Source organism: Dermabacter jinjuensis (genome assembly GCF_902381725.1).
Lineage (GTDB): Bacteria > Actinomycetota > Actinomycetes > Actinomycetales > Dermabacteraceae > Dermabacter > Dermabacter hominis.
In genome coordinates, this window is sequence record NZ_LR698963.1 from 1,271,815 (window position 1) to 1,285,894 (window position 14,080).

At 62.5% G+C, this 14,080-nt stretch carries 23 protein-coding genes; all 23 read left to right on the forward strand.

Going from position 1 to position 14,080, the window contains the following annotated elements:
* Nucleotides 1-133 precede the first annotated feature (133 nt).
* The 23 genes from FXY94_RS05515 to rplQ all read left to right on the forward strand — a co-directional run bounded on the left by FXY94_RS05515 (nt 134) and on the right by rplQ (nt 14,014).
* On the forward strand, nt 134-841 hold the full coding sequence (locus FXY94_RS05515; RefSeq protein ID WP_016664033.1) for a hypothetical protein: 708 nt from the start codon (nt 134-136) through the stop codon (nt 839-841).
* A gap of 29 nt (nt 842-870) precedes the next feature.
* Nucleotides 871-1,401, forward strand: a complete 531-nt coding sequence (locus tag FXY94_RS05520; RefSeq protein ID WP_232049688.1) for an OmpA/MotB family protein — start codon at nt 871-873, stop codon at nt 1,399-1,401.
* Nucleotides 1,391-2,164 carry a response regulator transcription factor gene (locus tag FXY94_RS05525; RefSeq protein ID WP_016664035.1) on the forward strand — a complete coding sequence of 258 codons (774 nt, stop codon included), beginning with the start codon at nt 1,391-1,393 and terminating at the stop codon, nt 2,162-2,164. The genes FXY94_RS05520 and FXY94_RS05525 overlap by 11 nt, the downstream gene beginning before the upstream one ends.
* A complete protein-coding gene (locus tag FXY94_RS05530) occupies nt 2,161-3,072 on the forward strand; it encodes a sensor histidine kinase (RefSeq protein WP_016664036.1) in 912 nt (303 codons plus the stop codon). Before FXY94_RS05525 ends, FXY94_RS05530 begins: the two co-directional genes overlap by 4 nt.
* 472 nt (nt 3,073-3,544) lie before the next feature.
* Nucleotides 3,545-3,913, forward strand: a complete 369-nt coding sequence (rplN, locus tag FXY94_RS05535; RefSeq protein ID WP_016664037.1) for a 50S ribosomal protein L14 — start codon at nt 3,545-3,547, stop codon at nt 3,911-3,913.
* A 1-nt stretch (nt 3,914) separates the two neighbouring features.
* The gene (gene rplX, locus FXY94_RS05540; protein ID WP_016664038.1) at nt 3,915-4,325 is read left to right on the forward strand and encodes a 50S ribosomal protein L24; all 411 of its coding nucleotides are present in this window, start codon (nt 3,915-3,917) and stop codon (nt 4,323-4,325) included.
* Nucleotides 4,325-4,882: a 50S ribosomal protein L5 gene (gene rplE, locus FXY94_RS05545; RefSeq protein WP_016664039.1), complete on the forward strand. Its 558-nt coding sequence runs from the start codon at nt 4,325-4,327 to the stop codon at nt 4,880-4,882. The genes rplX and rplE overlap by 1 nt, the downstream gene beginning before the upstream one ends.
* Nucleotide 4,883: 1 nt before the next feature.
* Nucleotides 4,884-5,069: a type Z 30S ribosomal protein S14 gene (locus FXY94_RS05550; RefSeq protein WP_016664040.1), complete on the forward strand. Its 186-nt coding sequence runs from the start codon at nt 4,884-4,886 to the stop codon at nt 5,067-5,069.
* A 63-nt stretch (nt 5,070-5,132) separates the two neighbouring features.
* On the forward strand, nt 5,133-5,531 hold the full coding sequence (rpsH, locus tag FXY94_RS05555) for a 30S ribosomal protein S8 (protein ID WP_016664041.1): 399 nt from the start codon (nt 5,133-5,135) through the stop codon (nt 5,529-5,531).
* 18 nt (nt 5,532-5,549) lie between these two features.
* Nucleotides 5,550-6,092 (forward strand): 50S ribosomal protein L6, encoded by a 543-nt coding sequence (gene rplF, locus FXY94_RS05560; RefSeq protein WP_016664042.1) that lies wholly within the window; start codon nt 5,550-5,552, stop codon nt 6,090-6,092.
* A 2-nt stretch (nt 6,093-6,094) separates the two neighbouring features.
* Nucleotides 6,095-6,481, forward strand: a complete 387-nt coding sequence (rplR, locus tag FXY94_RS05565) for a 50S ribosomal protein L18 (RefSeq protein ID WP_016664043.1) — start codon at nt 6,095-6,097, stop codon at nt 6,479-6,481.
* 35 nt (nt 6,482-6,516) lie between these two features.
* Nucleotides 6,517-7,209 (forward strand): 30S ribosomal protein S5, encoded by a 693-nt coding sequence (gene rpsE, locus FXY94_RS05570; protein WP_016664044.1) that lies wholly within the window; start codon nt 6,517-6,519, stop codon nt 7,207-7,209.
* The gene (rpmD, locus tag FXY94_RS05575; RefSeq protein WP_034372287.1) at nt 7,206-7,388 is read left to right on the forward strand and encodes a 50S ribosomal protein L30; all 183 of its coding nucleotides are present in this window, start codon (nt 7,206-7,208) and stop codon (nt 7,386-7,388) included. Before rpsE ends, rpmD begins: the two co-directional genes overlap by 4 nt.
* 3 nt (nt 7,389-7,391) lie before the next feature.
* Nucleotides 7,392-7,844, forward strand: a complete 453-nt coding sequence (gene rplO, locus FXY94_RS05580) for a 50S ribosomal protein L15 (RefSeq protein ID WP_016664046.1) — start codon at nt 7,392-7,394, stop codon at nt 7,842-7,844.
* Between the two features lie 157 nt (nt 7,845-8,001).
* Nucleotides 8,002-9,309, forward strand: coding sequence for a preprotein translocase subunit SecY (gene secY / locus FXY94_RS05585; protein ID WP_016664047.1), 1,308 nt, complete (start codon nt 8,002-8,004; stop codon nt 9,307-9,309).
* Nucleotides 9,306-9,890, forward strand: a complete 585-nt coding sequence (locus tag FXY94_RS05590) for an adenylate kinase (protein ID WP_016664048.1) — start codon at nt 9,306-9,308, stop codon at nt 9,888-9,890. Before secY ends, FXY94_RS05590 begins: the two co-directional genes overlap by 4 nt.
* Nucleotides 9,891-9,896: 6 nt before the next feature.
* Nucleotides 9,897-10,754: a type I methionyl aminopeptidase gene (gene map / locus FXY94_RS05595; RefSeq protein WP_016664049.1), complete on the forward strand. Its 858-nt coding sequence runs from the start codon at nt 9,897-9,899 to the stop codon at nt 10,752-10,754.
* Nucleotides 10,755-10,930: 176 nt separating this feature from the next.
* Entirely contained in the window at nt 10,931-11,152 is a 222-nt protein-coding gene (gene infA / locus FXY94_RS05600) for a translation initiation factor IF-1 (protein ID WP_016664050.1), read from the forward strand.
* A 75-nt stretch (nt 11,153-11,227) separates the two neighbouring features.
* Complete coding sequence (rpmJ, locus tag FXY94_RS05605) at nt 11,228-11,341, forward strand: 50S ribosomal protein L36 (protein WP_016664051.1); 114 nt, start codon at nt 11,228-11,230, stop codon at nt 11,339-11,341.
* Nucleotides 11,342-11,513: 172 nt separating this feature from the next.
* A complete protein-coding gene (rpsM, locus tag FXY94_RS05610) occupies nt 11,514-11,891 on the forward strand; it encodes a 30S ribosomal protein S13 (protein WP_016664052.1) in 378 nt (125 codons plus the stop codon).
* Between the two features lie 77 nt (nt 11,892-11,968).
* Nucleotides 11,969-12,376 carry a 30S ribosomal protein S11 gene (gene rpsK / locus FXY94_RS05615; protein ID WP_016664053.1) on the forward strand — a complete coding sequence of 136 codons (408 nt, stop codon included), beginning with the start codon at nt 11,969-11,971 and terminating at the stop codon, nt 12,374-12,376.
* 96 nt (nt 12,377-12,472) lie between these two features.
* Nucleotides 12,473-13,474, forward strand: coding sequence for a DNA-directed RNA polymerase subunit alpha (locus FXY94_RS05620; protein WP_016664054.1), 1,002 nt, complete (start codon nt 12,473-12,475; stop codon nt 13,472-13,474).
* Nucleotides 13,475-13,504: 30 nt separating this feature from the next.
* Nucleotides 13,505-14,014, forward strand: a complete 510-nt coding sequence (gene rplQ, locus FXY94_RS05625; protein ID WP_016664055.1) for a 50S ribosomal protein L17 — start codon at nt 13,505-13,507, stop codon at nt 14,012-14,014.
* The last annotated feature ends 66 nt before the right edge of the window (nt 14,015-14,080 follow it).

The following is a 14,080-nucleotide window of genomic DNA, read 5'->3' on the forward strand; positions in this document are numbered from 1 at the left end:
CAGTTGTCGCAAATCTGCGACACGACATGGCAGAGTAGGTACCGCGTCGCAACGCCGCCGCGATATCCGGGCAATAGCGTGGAGGTAACGAGGAGGCGAGAAGCGGCTCCCGTGACTTTGAGGAGTGAATCCCATGACGACGACCACGATGACGAAGCGCCGCCTCGCGGCAGCCCTTGCAGCCGCGTCTCTTCTTGTTGCCGGTGCAAGCGGGTGCTCGTTCGGCGTGCTCGGTAGCAGCGATGAGAAGCCCACGGAACAGACGAGCGCGGCAGCCCCGGCAGACAACGGCAATGGCGGCGATCAGGGAAGCGGGTCCGACGGCGCGAATCCCGCGCAGGGCGCGAGCGATGACGGCGGCGCTGCGGCAGGTTCCGATCAGGGCGGCGAGAACGGGAAGCCGGCCAGCGGAGGTCAGAATAAGGCGAACTATCCTGCGCCGATTTTCACGACCGAGCGTCCTGTTGAGGTGAAAGAAGATCCGAACGCAACATTGACCGTCAATCTTCATCAGCTCAAGCGCGAGGGTGATACGGTCACCGCTTACGTCTCTTTCACACTCAACTCGACGGCGAAAGAGGCTAAGGACTTCTTTTTCCTCAATGGGAGTCTGATCTGGAAGCCATTCCTTATTGACAACGTGAACTTGAAGAAGCACACGCCACTTTCGACGACGAATAGCCAGCACTATGCGATGACTCCTATGGAAGACGTGGACCTCATGCCCGGTCAAACCACGTACGCGTTCGCAACCTTTGCCGCGCCGCCGGCGGACGTCAAGCAGATGGACGTGAGTCTTATGGACGGCACTGAGGTCGCGAAGGGGGTCGAAATCAAGTGAGAAAGCGTCACCTTGTAAGCCTCACGGCCGTGGCTTTCGTATTCGCTGCGGGGCCAGCAGCCCTCGCGGACAATGGCGGCGAAACGCCCGCCCCCGAGCCACCGTCGCAAATCGGAACTTACGAGTCCAATATCTACTCGCTCGACCAAAACATTTACGATCTCGAGCAAAATATTGAAGACCTCAACACCGATACACAAGAGGGCAACACCAAGGTCGTCACCTTGAACTCGGACATCCTCTTCGACTACGGATCCAACGAGCTTTCGGACCCCGCGAAAAAGCGCATCGGTGAGCTCGTCAAAGACGTTCCGCAGGGTGCGACCGTGAAGGTCGATGGTCACACTGACAACATTCCGTACCATCGCGGCAACGACGTGCTCTCTAAGGAGCGTGCGCAGGCGGTGGCCGACGCGATCTCCGCGGCCCGCCCTGACCTCAAGCTCGAGGTCGCGGGCCACGGCGACACGAAACCCGTGCAGCCGAACAAGAACGGCGACGAGGACAACCCTGAAGGGCGCGCTAAGAACAGGCGCGTGGAGATCCGCTATGACGGGTAGCCAGACTCCTTCATTCGCGTCGGGATCGGCCGGTTCAGCGGAGCCGGCCGATCCGGCGCGTCAGCGCATCCTGCTCGTGGACGACGATGAGACGATTCGCGAGCATCTCGGGGGAGTGCTCTCACGCAGCGGGCTTGATGTGCGCATGGCAGCGAACGGTGCCGAGGCACTCGAGAGGCTCGATGAGGAGGAACCCGATCTCGTCATCCTCGACGTCATGATGCCGGTCATGGACGGTCGAGAAGCGCTTCGCCGGATCCGGGAACGCCATGAATGGTTACCCGTCATCCTTCTTACCCAGGTGGGGGAGAGCTTCGAGCGTGCGTCCGCGCTCGACGAAGGGGCCGACGATTACCTCAATAAGCCGTTCGACCCTCACGAGCTCCTCGCGCGGATCAGGGCAGTTCTGCGTCGAAGCTCGCGCGGCTCGGCCCCGCTCAGCACGTCCTCGACACTCACCTCCGGTGAGCTGCGCATCGATCGCACGGCCCGGCGGATCTTCGTGGGTGGCAAGGAAGACCAGCTCACGCCGCGGGCGTTCGCGCTCCTCGAGTACCTCATGGCGCACCCCGGCGAAGTGTTCACGCGTGAGCGGCTCCTGCAGACCGTGTGGGGTTTCGATGCGATCGTGACCACGCGAGCCGTTGATCACCGCATCGCCGAGATTCGCCGCGTGATTGGTTCCGCCGACGGTTCCCCCACGTACATCGAGACAGTCCCGAGCCTCGGCTATCGCTTCGCCCAGAAGGTCGAACGTTCATGAAGAAACACCCACTTGCCTACGCCTCGGCTTTCGCCGCGCTTCCCCTCGCGATCGGCGTGGTGGCGTCCCTCGTATGGAGCGTCCTCGGCGAATCGAGGCACATCTACTTCTCTATGTCGCTCGCCTGGCTCCCGCTCACGATTGGCGCGGTGCTCACCCTCGCCGTGCTCCCAGCCCTTGGCGCGTGGTGGTACACGCGCCACGCCGTGAGCAAGGCGCGGCGCGAAACAGTGGCCGAGCAGACGGCAAGCCGGCGTCGGCTCATCGCCCGACTCGACCACGAAATAAAGAACCCGATCCAGGGCATTCGAGCGGCGCTTGCCGACGAACCGTCCGAGCGCCAGCGCTCGAGCATCGACGCCCAATCACGCCGCCTCACCTCCCTTCTGAGCGACCTGCGCAAAATTGGGGAGGTCGAGCACACCCAGCTCGAGATTACGCAGATCGACCCTTCGCGCCTCGTCCACGATGCCATCGAGACCGCGCGCGAGGTGCCCGGTGCGAGCGAACGCTCGATCCGCGTCTCGCTTCCCACGGCTCCGCGCCCTCTGCCGACGATCAACGGTGACGAAGACCTCCTCTTCCTGTGCCTCGTTAACGTCTTGAGCAACGCCGTGAAGTATTCGCGGCCGGGCGATGCGATCGAAGTGCGGGGGCGCCAGCTCGAAAGCGGCATTGTGCTCGAGGTCGCCGACACCGGACTCGGGATTTCCCCGGACGACCTTCCGCTCGTATGGGAAGAGCTCGGACGCGCGAGCGAGGTGCGCGGAATCGAGGGCTCGGGCCTCGGGTTGCCCATGGTTAAAGCGATCGTTGAACGCCATGGAGGCACTGCGACCCTCACGTCGTGGCATGGCGAAGGGACATCCGTGAGCCTTACCCTCCCGTTTGCGGGGCCCGCGCGGTAAAACACCTGGAAAAAGAGCGGGTCGGGCTAAGGGCACGTATGAAAAGAAGGTCCGACGCTTGCCGTCCACCGTCGGACCCTGACAAACGGCGCCCCCGCACTCGCTGAACCGGCGGTGCCAAACGCAGCGAGACCAAGCACACACGCGCAGGGCCCCTCGCCCCCTTACGTTCGGTGCCCGCGTGCCGTAAACTAGACGGGTTGCTGTGTGAACGCACCCAAAAAACCGGGAGGTTGGCGGGATGCGCCACTGAGCACAGGACCCGGTCCTCGGGCCCCAAGTGGGACCCATCCCAGTCGGAGACCTTGCATCGCCTTTCGGCAGTGCCTGAGTCCGGCTCGGGGTTTTTTGATGCCCGGGAACTGGAAGCCGCTGCGCCCCACGTGAGTGCGGTGGAAAACAAGTCCGATATCCGTTCCGCAAGGCTTGAGGCGAACGCCGAGAGAACCGGCGAGACGCAAGGAGAACGTTAGTGATTCAGCAGGAGTCGCGACTCAAGGTCGCCGACAACACCGGTGCAAAGGAGATCCTCTGCATCCGTGTTCTCGGTGGCTCCGGTCGCCGTTACGCCGGCATTGGTGACACCATCGTTGCGACCGTCAAGGATGCAATCCCTGGCGGAAACGTCAAAAAGGGCGATGTTGTGAAGGCCGTCGTGGTTCGCACCACGAAGGAACGCCGTCGTGCCGATGGTTCATACATCCGATTCGATGAGAACGCAGCCGTCATCCTCAAGAACGACGGCGAGCCGCGTGGCACGCGTATCTTCGGCCCCGTGGGCCGCGAGCTGCGTGACCGCCGGTTCATGAAGATCATCTCGCTGGCACCGGAGGTGCTGTGACATGAGCATGAAGATTAAGAAGGGTGACCTCGTTCAGGTCATCACCGGTCGCACGAGCGACGCAGACAAAATCGCCAAGCGCAACGAGACCCGCGCCGCAAAGGGCAAGGGCGAGCTCGCCGCTGGCGACAAGGGTAAGCAGGGCCGCGTGCTCCAGGTGTTCCCCGACACCCAGCGCGTGCTCGTCGAGGGCGTCAACCGCATCACCCGCCACAACAAGCCCGGCTACAACGGCCAGGCTGGTGGCATCGAGCAGGTCGAAGCCCCGATCCACATCTCGAACGTCGCCCTCGTGGCTGACGACGGCAAGCCGACCCGCGTCGGCTTCCGTGAAGAGAAGGTCGAGCTCGAGGACGGCCGCACGAAGACCATTCGTGTGCGTTACTCGAAGCGCACCGGGAAGGACATCTGATGACCGAGACGACCACCCCGCGCCTTAAGACCAAGTACCGCGAAGAAATTAAGGATTCGCTCCAGAGCGAGTTCAACTACGCCAACCCGATGCTCATCCCCGGCCTCACGAAGGTCGTTGTGAACATGGGTGTCGGCGATGCCGCACGTGACTCGAAGGTCATCGACGGTGCCATCGCGGATCTCACCGCGATCACCGGCCAGAAGCCTCAGGTGACGCGCGCCCGCAAGTCGATCGCGCAGTTCAAGCTTCGTGAGGGCCAGGCCATTGGCTGCCACACGACCCTGCGCGGCAACCGCATGTGGGAGTTCCTCGACCGCCTGCTCTCGACCGCGCTTCCGCGTATCCGCGACTTCCGCGGCCTTTCGCCGAAGCAGTTCGATGGCAACGGCAACTACACCTTCGGTCTCACCGAACAGGTCATGTTCCATGAGATCGATCCGGACAAGATCGACCGCGTTCGCGGCATGGACATCACCGTGGTGACCACCGCCAAGACCGATGACGAGGGACGTGCGCTGCTTCGTGCGCTCGGCTTCCCCTTCAAGGAGAACTGATATGGCCAAGACAGCGCTTAAGAACAAGCAGCAGCGCAAGCCCAAGTTCGCTGTGCGCGCCTACACCCGGTGCCAGAAGTGCGGTCGCCCGCACTCGGTGTACCGCAAGTTCGGCCTTTGCCGCGTGTGCCTTCGCGAGATGGCCCACCGCGGTGAACTGCCCGGTGTCACCAAGAGCAGCTGGTAAGGACTATCGCCACAGGTCCCCGCTTTACGCGAGGGAAACCACGGTGAGAAAGAAGCATTCGACATGACAATGACTGATCCGATCGCGGACATGCTCACGCGAATCCGGAACGCCAACACCGCGTTCCACGATTCCGTGACCATGCCGTACTCGAACCTTAAGTCCCGCATCGCGGAGATTCTGAAGGCCGAGGGGTACATCAAGGACTGGCGCGAGGAAGAAGCCGAGGTTGGAAAGAACCTCGTCATCGAACTCAAGTACACCGACGATCGCGAGCGCGCGATCTCGGGCGTCCGCCGTGTCTCGAAGCCCGGCCTTCGCGTGTACGCAAAGTCCACCAACCTGCCCAAGGTGCTCGGCGGCCTCGGCGTGGCCATCCTGTCCACGTCCTCCGGCCTCCTCACCGACAAGCAGGCCACGAAGAAAGGCGTGGGTGGGGAAGTCCTCGCCTACGTCTGGTAACCGGAAAGGAGAACCGTAATGTCCCGCATTGGACTTCGACCGGTTTCCGTACCGGCTTCCGTCACTGGTGTGACTATCGACGGCCAGCACGTCCAGATCGCTGGCCCCAAGGGCGAGCTTCAGTACGAGGTTCCGAAGCCTCTCAGCGTTGAGCGCGCTGAGGATGGCTCGATCGTCGTGCGCCGCCCCAACGAAGAGCGTGAGAACAAGGCCCTCCACGGCCTTGCACGCACTCTCATCGCGAACATGGTTGAGGGTGTCACGGAGGGCTTCGAAAAGAAGCTCGAAATCGTGGGCACCGGCTACCGTGTCGTCGCGAAGGGAACCGATCTCGAGTTCGCGCTCGGCTTCTCCCACCCCGTGCTCGTGAAGGCCCCCATGGGCATCACGTTCAACGTGGAGAGCCCCACGAAGTTCTCGGTATCGGGCATTGATAAGCAGCTGGTCGGCGAGACCGCCGCGAAGATTCGCAAGATTCGTAAGCCCGAGCCGTACAAGGGCAAGGGTGTGCGCTACGCCGACGAGACCGTGAAGCGCAAGGCCGGAAAGGCTGGTAAGTGATAATGGGTTTCGCTGAAAAGCACACTCGTGGTGACCGCAAGAGCCGCGTCCGCGCACGTGGCCGTCGTCACCTGCGCCTCCGTCGCCGCGTTGCGGGTACCGCTGAGCGTCCCCGCCTCGCCGTGACCCGTTCGGCGCGCCACATGTACGTTCAGGTCATCGACGATACGAAGGGCATCACCCTCGCATCGGCATCGACCATGGAAGCAGACCTCCGCTCGTCGGAAGCCACGAAGACCGAGAAGGCCAAGCAGGTCGGCTCGCTCGTGGCCCAGCGCGCGAAGGAAGCCGGTATCGACGCCGTGGTCTTCGACCGTGGCGGCAACAAGTACCACGGCCGCGTGGCCGCCGTCGCTGACGGTGCACGCGAGGCCGGACTGACTCTGTGACCACCCCCCGGAAATAGGACGAGAAGAGGATTCACATGGCTGCTGAGCAGCGTAACAATGGTCCCGCGGCCTCCGGTCGGAGGGGCGAGAACGAGGATCGTAACAACCGCGGTCGCGGCAATGACCGCAACCAGGGCGGGCGTCGCGGCGAGGGCCGTGGCGGTCGTCAGGAAGAGAAGTCGGCCTTCCTTGAGCGCGTGGTAGCAATCAACCGCGTGTCGAAGGTTGTCAAGGGCGGTCGCCGCTTCGCCTTCACCGCGCTCGTCGTGGTTGGCGACGGTGACGGCACCGTTGGCATCGGCTACGGCAAGGCGAAGGAAGTTCCCGCCGCCATCTCGAAGGGTGTCGAGGAAGCGAAGAAGAACTTCTTCCGCGTTCCCCGCATCCAGGGCACGATCGTGCATCCGGTTCAGGGAGAGGACGCCGCAGGCGTTGTCTTCCTCCGCCCGGCTGCTCCCGGTACCGGTGTAATCGCCGGTGGTCCGGTGCGTGCGGTTCTCGAGTGCGCGGGCGTCGCCGACGTTCTGTCGAAGTCGCTCGGTTCCTCGAACACGATCAACATCGTGCACGCGACCGTCAAGGCCCTCAAGCAGCTCGAGGAGCCGGAAGCAGTGGCAGCTCGCCGCGGCCTTCCCCTCGAGGACGTCGCCCCCGGCTACCTGCTTCGTGCACAGGCCGAGGGTCGCGCAGCGGCTCGCGAGGCGCGTGAAGAGAAGGTAGGTGCCTGATGCAGCTCAAGGTTACTCAGGTCAAGTCTGTAATCGGCGGTAACGACGCACAGCGCTCGACGGTGCGAGGCCTCGGTCTCAAGCGCATCGGCGACGTCGTCGTCAAAGAAGACCGCCCCGAGATTCGCGGCATGATCAATGCCGTCCGTCACCTCGTGACGGTTGAAGAGGTGGACTGATCCATGGCGAACGAAAACCCGCTTAAGCTCCACGATCTTCGCCCGGCTCCCGGCGCGAAGACCGCTAAGATTCGCGTGGGCCGTGGTGAAGGCTCGAAGGGTAAGACCTCGGGTCGCGGTACCAAGGGTACGAAGGCGCGCTACCAGGTGAAGGCAGGCTTCGAGGGTGGTCAGACCCCGATGCACCGCCGCCTTCCCAAGCTTCGTGGCTTCAAGAACCCCTTCCGTGTGGAGTTCCAGGTCATCAACCTGGACACCATCGAAGCGCTGTTCCCCGAGGGTGGCACCGTCACCGTCGAGGATCTTGTCGCGAAGGGTGCCGTGCGCAAGAACCAGCCCGTCAAGGTGCTCGGCTCTGGCGACATCACCGTGAAGATCGACATCACTGCCCAGAAATTCTCGGCTTCGGCCGAGGAGAAGATCACCGCCGCTGGCGGCTCGATCACCGTGGCGTGAGTTGAAGCAATTTTCATAGTGCTTCTTTGACCAGGCACCGCGACTCAGGATATTTTGAGGCGCGGTGCCTGTTTTTATAGGCCAATAGCCCCTAGTTCAAATGCGCTCCGTGTGCATGATAGGCCCACCCCTCGGGCCGCCCGACAGGAGGAACCTGGTGGACAACGCCTTCGTGCGCGCCTTCCGAACCCCTGAGCTCAGGAACAAGCTGCTGTTTGTCCTTGGAATGCTCGCCATCTACCGCTTCGGCGTGTTCGTGCCGACCCCCGGATTCGACTACACGAACATCGCTGCGTGTACCGAACAGGCATTGAACGGTGCCGGTGGCGGTGTGCTCGGCATGGTGAACCTGTTCTCCGGCGGGGCGCTCTTGCAGATGTCCGTCTTTGCGCTCGGCGTGATGCCATACATTACGGCGTCGATTATCGTGCAGCTGCTACGCGTCGTGATCCCCAAGTTCGAGGAGCTGCACAAGGACGGCCAAGCAGGTCAGGCGACCCTCACGCAGTACACGCGGTACATGACCATCGGCCTCGCGGTCCTGCAGTCCACCACCGTGATCACCCTCGTGCGCAGCGGCGCCTTCTTCGCGGGCTGCAACCTCCCGCTCGTGCCCAATCAGTCGTGGTGGATGCTCGTCCTCATGATCCTGACGATGACGACCGGCACCCTCGTTATCATGTGGCTCGGCGAGCTCATCACCGAAAAGGGCGTGGGCAATGGCATGTCCCTGCTGATCTTCACGTCGATCGCCGCGGGCTTTCCCGCCTCGTTCGGTCAGATCCTGAAGCTCCAGGGGTGGATGACCTTCTCCATCGTCATGCTGATCGGCATGATCATCGTGATCGCCGTGATCTACGTCGAGCAGTCGCAGCGCCGCATCCCCGTCCAATACGCCAAACGCCAGGTGGGCCGTCGCCTCGTGGGCGGCTCCTCGACCTACATCCCGATCAAGGTGAACCAGGCCGGCGTTATCCCCATTATCTTCGCATCCTCACTTCTTGCCCTGCCGCAGCTCATAGCCTCGTTTGGCGACCAGAGGTCCGGATGGGTGCAGTGGATCCACGCCAACTTCGTGCTCGGCCAGGGCTTCTCGTGGATATATTCGCTTGTCTATTTCGCCCTCATCGTGTTCTTTGCGTTCTTCTACGTGTCGATCACCTTCAACGCTGAAGAGATCTCAGACAACATGAAGAAGTACGGCGGCTTCGTTCCCGGTATCCGTGCGGGCCGCCCAACAGCGCGCTACCTCGAGTACGTCATCAACCGCGTGCTCTCCGCGGGCTCCCTGTACCTCGGTATCTTGGCGCTTGTTCCCCTGATCGCGTTCGCGCTTCTTGGTGCAGACCAGAAGTTCCCGTTCGGCGGAACCTCGCTCCTCATCATCATCGGTGTTGGCCTCGATACCTTGAAGCAGATCAGCTCCAAGCTCCAACAACATCACTACGAAGGGATTCTCCGATGACCGCCTCCACTCCGGCCCGCCGCCTCCTCATTGTTGGACCTCCGGGTGCCGGCAAGGGCACGCAAGCGGAGCGCATTGTCGAGAAGCTCGGCGTCCCCGCCATTTCCACGGGCGATATTTTCCGTGCGAACGTCTCCAATGAAACTGAGCTTGGTGTTCTCGCGAAGTCCTACATGGATAAGGGCGAGTACGTTCCCGACTCGGTCACCAACGAGATGGTGGAGAGCCGCCTTGGTGAAGATGATGCCGCGAACGGCTTCCTCCTCGATGGCTACCCCCGCACCGTGGCGCAGGTGGAGGCTCTCGATGGAATTCTCGAGAAGCTCGGCGTGGCGCTCGACGCCGTCATTCTCCTCGACGTTGAGAGTGAAGCTATCGTGCAGCGGCTTCTTCAGCGCGGAAAAGAGCAGGGCCGCAGCGACGACAACGAAGAGACCATTCGCCGCCGCATCGACGTTTACAGCGAGCAGACCACGCCCCTCATCGATATCTACGACAAGCGAGGTCTCGTCAAGCGCGTCGACGGCATGAAAGATATCGACGCTGTGACCGCAGATATCCTCGTCGCGCTCGGAGTCTGAGCCCGGATGTCCTTTCGCCGCAAGCCCCGCGTGAGCCTCAAAACCCCCGAACAGCTCGGGGCAATGCGCCGCGCGGGGCTTCTGCTTGACCGTATCCACGATGAGATCGAAAAGAACCTCCGCAGCGGTATGACGACGGCAGACATCGACCAAATCTCTCGTGCCGTCATTGCCGAAGCCGGTGCGAAGTCCAACTTCCTCGGCTACCACGGCTTCCCGGCGACTGTGTGCGTGAGCGTGAATGAGGAAATCGTGCACGGGATCCCCGGCACCCGGGTGATTCGCGACGGTGATGTGGTGAGCGTGGATGCTGGCTGCATCGTGGACGGATGGCACTCCGACGCCGCCCGCACCCATATCGTGGGCACGGCGCGAAGCGAAGCCGATCGCGAGCTCGTCGACGTAACCAGGGGCGCGATGTGGGAAGGCATCGCGACGCTTGCCACCGCGAGCCGCGTGGGAGAGATCGGCGCCGCTATCGAAGACTACGTCGCCGACTGTGCAGGGGAGCGGATCCAGCACCTCGAGGAATTCGGAGGGCACGGCATCGGCCGAGCCATGCATGAGCCGCCCGACGTCATGAACTTCCGCACGCGCGATCGCGGCCCGAAAATCGTGCCCGGTATGGCCCTGTGCATCGAACCCATGCTCATCCAAGGCGACGGTGAATTCGACATCCTCGACGACGAGTGGACCGTCGTGGCGACAAAGGGTGGGCGCGCAGCCCATTTCGAGCACTCCGTCGCGGTGACCGACACGGGAATCTTCGTGCTCAGTGCCGCAGACGGCGGCAAAGCTGAACTTGCAAAGCGTGGCGTGACGATCGCTGAGGAACCGTCGGACCACACCGTCAACGGAAGGTGAGCGATCGCACGCGCCAAGCCACTTATCGCGGCCCGCGTGCGCGTGTACGATTGACAGTCGAGTGCGCTCTTTCGGCAACCCCGAAAATTTAAGCGGTTCGCCGCTTGAAAAGTGCGCGCTTGAAGGTAGCACATGCGAAACCAGTCCCCGCAAGGGGCAGAGGGACAGTAGAGACTATGGCGAAAAAAGACGGCGTGATCGAAGTCGAGGGCACCGTGACCGAAGCGCTCGCAAACGCGCGCTTCCGCGTTGAGCTGGACAACGGCCACAAAGTACTCGCGCATATCTCGGGCAAGATGCGCCAGCACTACATCAGGATCCTCCCCGAGGATCGCGTTGTGGTCGAGCTCAGCCCGTACGACCTTGAAAAGGGTCGCATCGTTTACCGATACAAGTAAGCCGGGCCGCGCATGCGGTCAGCTACGCTCTCGGGCCCGCAGGGCCTGAGCGCAGATCAACTGTAGAAGGGCATCATGAAGGTTTACCCCAGCGTGAAGCGTATCTGTGACAACTGCAGGGTGATTCGTCGCCACTCGCGTGTCATGGTTATCTGCACGAACCCGCGCCACAAGCAGCGCCAGGGCTGAGTGCACCGCCTCCAACGGGAGGCACCCCGCGGCTCACGCCGCACCTATAAGTAAAGAGACAGCATGAACCTCATTGCGAGGATCACCCGCGGGCCAGGGGCCGCGGCGCACCGCCTAGACGGGAGCGACATGCTGGATCAGGCCCCTGAGTAAAACAGTAGGAGAACTGCTCATGGCACGTCTCGTTGGCGTCGACCTCCCGCGCGAAAAGCGCCTGGAAGTCGCCTTGACGTACATTTACGGCGTGGGTCGCACCCGCGCAATCGAAGCTCTCAACGCCACCGGCGTTGACGGCAACCAGCGCGTCCACCAGGTTTCCGATGAGGACCTCGTCAAGCTGCGCGATTACATCGAAGAGAACTACCAGGTCGAGGGCGACCTGCGACGCGAGGTCGCAGCTGACATCCGCCGCAAGATCGAGATCGGCTCGTACGCCGGCATGCGTCACCGCCGCGGCCTTCCGGTCCGTGGTCAGCGCACCAAGACCAACGCACGTACCCGCAAGGGCCCGAAGCGCACCGTGGCCGCCAAGAAGAAGGCTGCTCGCTGAGCGGCAGTTACTCCACGGGCAGTGTTCGGCACTGACCCGTATCGATCACCTTTCACGAACTCAAGGAGTTTTGGCACATGCCTCCCAAGTCACGTCAGGCCGCCGCGGCGCGTAAGCCTCGCCGCAAGGACAAGAAGAACGTCGTCAACGGCCAAGCACACATTAAGAGCACCTTCAACAACACCATCGTGTCGATCACTGACCCGAGCGGTGCTGTGATCTCGTGGGCCTCCTCGGGCCAAGTCGGCTTCAAGGGCTCGCGTAAGTCCACCCCGTACGCTGCGCAGATGGCCGCCGAGGCCGCCGCGCGCCGCGCCCAGGAGCACGGCCTCAAGAAGGTCGACGTCTTCGTTAAGGGACCGGGTTCGGGCCGCGAAACCGCGATCCGTTCGCTCACCGCAGCGGGCCTCGAGGTCGGTTCGATCCAGGACGTTACCCCCCAGCCGCACAACGGCGTTCGCCCGCCGAAGCGTCGCCGCAACTGAGCATTGCTCGGGTGCGCGAAACGATAACCGTCATCCATCAGTGTCGTACCGCCACCGCGAACGTCATATAGCGGACGTTCCAAGAAAGGACACAACGTGCTCATTGCACAGCGCCCCACGCTGACCGAAGAGGTCGTTTCTGACTACCGCTCACGGTTCGTCATCGAGCCGCTCGAGCCGGGCTTCGGCTACACGCTCGGCAACTCGCTGCGCCGCACACTGCTCTCGTCCATCCCGGGCGCGGCAGTGACGTCGATCCGCATCGACGGCGTCCTCCACGAATTCTCGACCGTTCCGGGTGTGAAGGAAGATGTCACCGAGCTCATCCTGAACATCAAGAACCTCGTGGTGTCGTCGGAAAACGACGAGCCGGTCGTAATGTACCTGCGTAAGGAGGGTGAGGGCGTCGTGACCGCCGCCGACATCACCCCGCCGGCAGGCGTCGAGATTCACAACCCCGACCTTCACATCGCGACCCTCAACTCGAAGGGTCGCCTCGAGGTCGAGCTGATCGTTGAGCGTGGCCGCGGCTACGTTTCGGCCCAGCAGAACAAGGGCGCCGAGAGCGAGATTGGCCGCATTCCGGTCGACTCGATCTACTCGCCTGTTCTCAAGGTGACGTACAAGGTTGAAGCCACTCGTGTTGAGCAGCGCACGGACTTCGATCGACTCATCATCGATGTCGAAACGAAGCCGGCGATCGCCCCGCGCGATGCCATTGCTTCGGCTGGCAAGACCCTCGTGGAGCTCTTCGGTCTCGCACAGGAGCTCAACCACGAGGCAGAGGGTATTGAGATTGGTCCTTCGCCGACCGATCAGGCCCTTGCCGCCGACCTTGCGCTTCCGATCAACGACCTCAACCTCACGGTTCGTTCGTACAACTGCCTTATGCGCGAGGGTGTGTACACCGTTGGTGAGCTCACCAATCGCTCCGAGGCGGACCTGCTCGACATCCGCAACTTCGGCCAGAAGTCCATCGACGAAGTCAAGGCGAAGCTCGCTGAGCTAGGCCTCTCGCTCAAGGATTCCCCGGCCGGTTTCGATCCTTCCACTGTTCTTGACTCGTACGGCGACGACGAGTTCGGCGAGCAGTTCTGATTTCCATCTTTTTCTTCGAGGAGAAACAACATGCCTGCACCCACTAAGGGCGCTCGACTCGGCTCGTCCCCGGCTCACGAGAAGGCTATTCTCGCGAACCTCGCGACTGCCCTTTTCGAGCACGGTGCCATCACCACGACGCATACCCGCGCGAAGCGCGTTCAGCCCCTCGCTGAGCGCCTCATCACCCAGGCGAAGAAGGGCGACCTTGCCAATCGCCGCCGCGTGATGCAGACGCTCAAGACGAAGACTGCCGCGCACGTTCTCATGACTGAGATCGCTCCGAAGTTCTCGGACCGCCCCGGCGGTTACACCCGCATCACGAAGCTCGAGAACCGCAAGGGCGACAACGCCCCCATGGCTCTTCTTGAGCTCGTGGAGGAAGAGTACTCGCCGAAGCAGGCCGTCGTGAAGGAAGCCGAAGGCGCTGCCAAGGCATCCGCAAAGGCCGACGAAGCTCCCGCTGAGGAGACGAAGGTCGAAGAGACCGCGGCTGAGGAAACGCCTGCAGAGGAGACCACGGAGAACACCGAGGCCTGATCCACGGCTCTTCTTCACGTAGAGGAAACGGCCCGACCCCCGTGAATGGGGTGTCGGGCCGTTTCC

What these genes read in the sequence shown, in the direction of transcription:
- FXY94_RS05590 (WP_016664048.1), top strand. Translation starts at nt 9,306, where the DNA reads ATGACCGCCTCCACTCCGGCCCGCCGCCTCCTCATTGTTGGACCTCCG.
- FXY94_RS05525 (WP_016664035.1), top strand. Translation starts at nt 1,391, where the DNA reads ATGACGGGTAGCCAGACTCCTTCATTCGCGTCGGGATCGGCCGGTTCA.
- map (WP_016664049.1), top strand. Translation starts at nt 9,897, where the DNA reads ATGTCCTTTCGCCGCAAGCCCCGCGTGAGCCTCAAAACCCCCGAACAG.
- rplR (WP_016664043.1), top strand. Translation starts at nt 6,095, where the DNA reads ATGGGTTTCGCTGAAAAGCACACTCGTGGTGACCGCAAGAGCCGCGTC.
- rplQ (WP_016664055.1), top strand. Translation starts at nt 13,505, where the DNA reads ATGCCTGCACCCACTAAGGGCGCTCGACTCGGCTCGTCCCCGGCTCAC.
- rpsK (WP_016664053.1), top strand. Translation starts at nt 11,969, where the DNA reads ATGCCTCCCAAGTCACGTCAGGCCGCCGCGGCGCGTAAGCCTCGCCGC.
- FXY94_RS05550 (WP_016664040.1), top strand. Translation starts at nt 4,884, where the DNA reads ATGGCCAAGACAGCGCTTAAGAACAAGCAGCAGCGCAAGCCCAAGTTC.
- rpsH (WP_016664041.1), top strand. Translation starts at nt 5,133, where the DNA reads ATGACAATGACTGATCCGATCGCGGACATGCTCACGCGAATCCGGAAC.
- FXY94_RS05530 (WP_016664036.1), top strand. Translation starts at nt 2,161, where the DNA reads ATGAAGAAACACCCACTTGCCTACGCCTCGGCTTTCGCCGCGCTTCCC.
- rplE (WP_016664039.1), top strand. Translation starts at nt 4,325, where the DNA reads ATGACCGAGACGACCACCCCGCGCCTTAAGACCAAGTACCGCGAAGAA.
- FXY94_RS05515 (WP_016664033.1), top strand. Translation starts at nt 134, where the DNA reads ATGACGACGACCACGATGACGAAGCGCCGCCTCGCGGCAGCCCTTGCA.
- infA (WP_016664050.1), top strand. Translation starts at nt 10,931, where the DNA reads ATGGCGAAAAAAGACGGCGTGATCGAAGTCGAGGGCACCGTGACCGAA.
- rpmJ (WP_016664051.1), top strand. Translation starts at nt 11,228, where the DNA reads ATGAAGGTTTACCCCAGCGTGAAGCGTATCTGTGACAACTGCAGGGTG.
- rplF (WP_016664042.1), top strand. Translation starts at nt 5,550, where the DNA reads ATGTCCCGCATTGGACTTCGACCGGTTTCCGTACCGGCTTCCGTCACT.
- rplX (WP_016664038.1), top strand. Translation starts at nt 3,915, where the DNA reads ATGAGCATGAAGATTAAGAAGGGTGACCTCGTTCAGGTCATCACCGGT.
- rpsE (WP_016664044.1), top strand. Translation starts at nt 6,517, where the DNA reads ATGGCTGCTGAGCAGCGTAACAATGGTCCCGCGGCCTCCGGTCGGAGG.
- rpsM (WP_016664052.1), top strand. Translation starts at nt 11,514, where the DNA reads ATGGCACGTCTCGTTGGCGTCGACCTCCCGCGCGAAAAGCGCCTGGAA.
- rplO (WP_016664046.1), top strand. Translation starts at nt 7,392, where the DNA reads ATGGCGAACGAAAACCCGCTTAAGCTCCACGATCTTCGCCCGGCTCCC.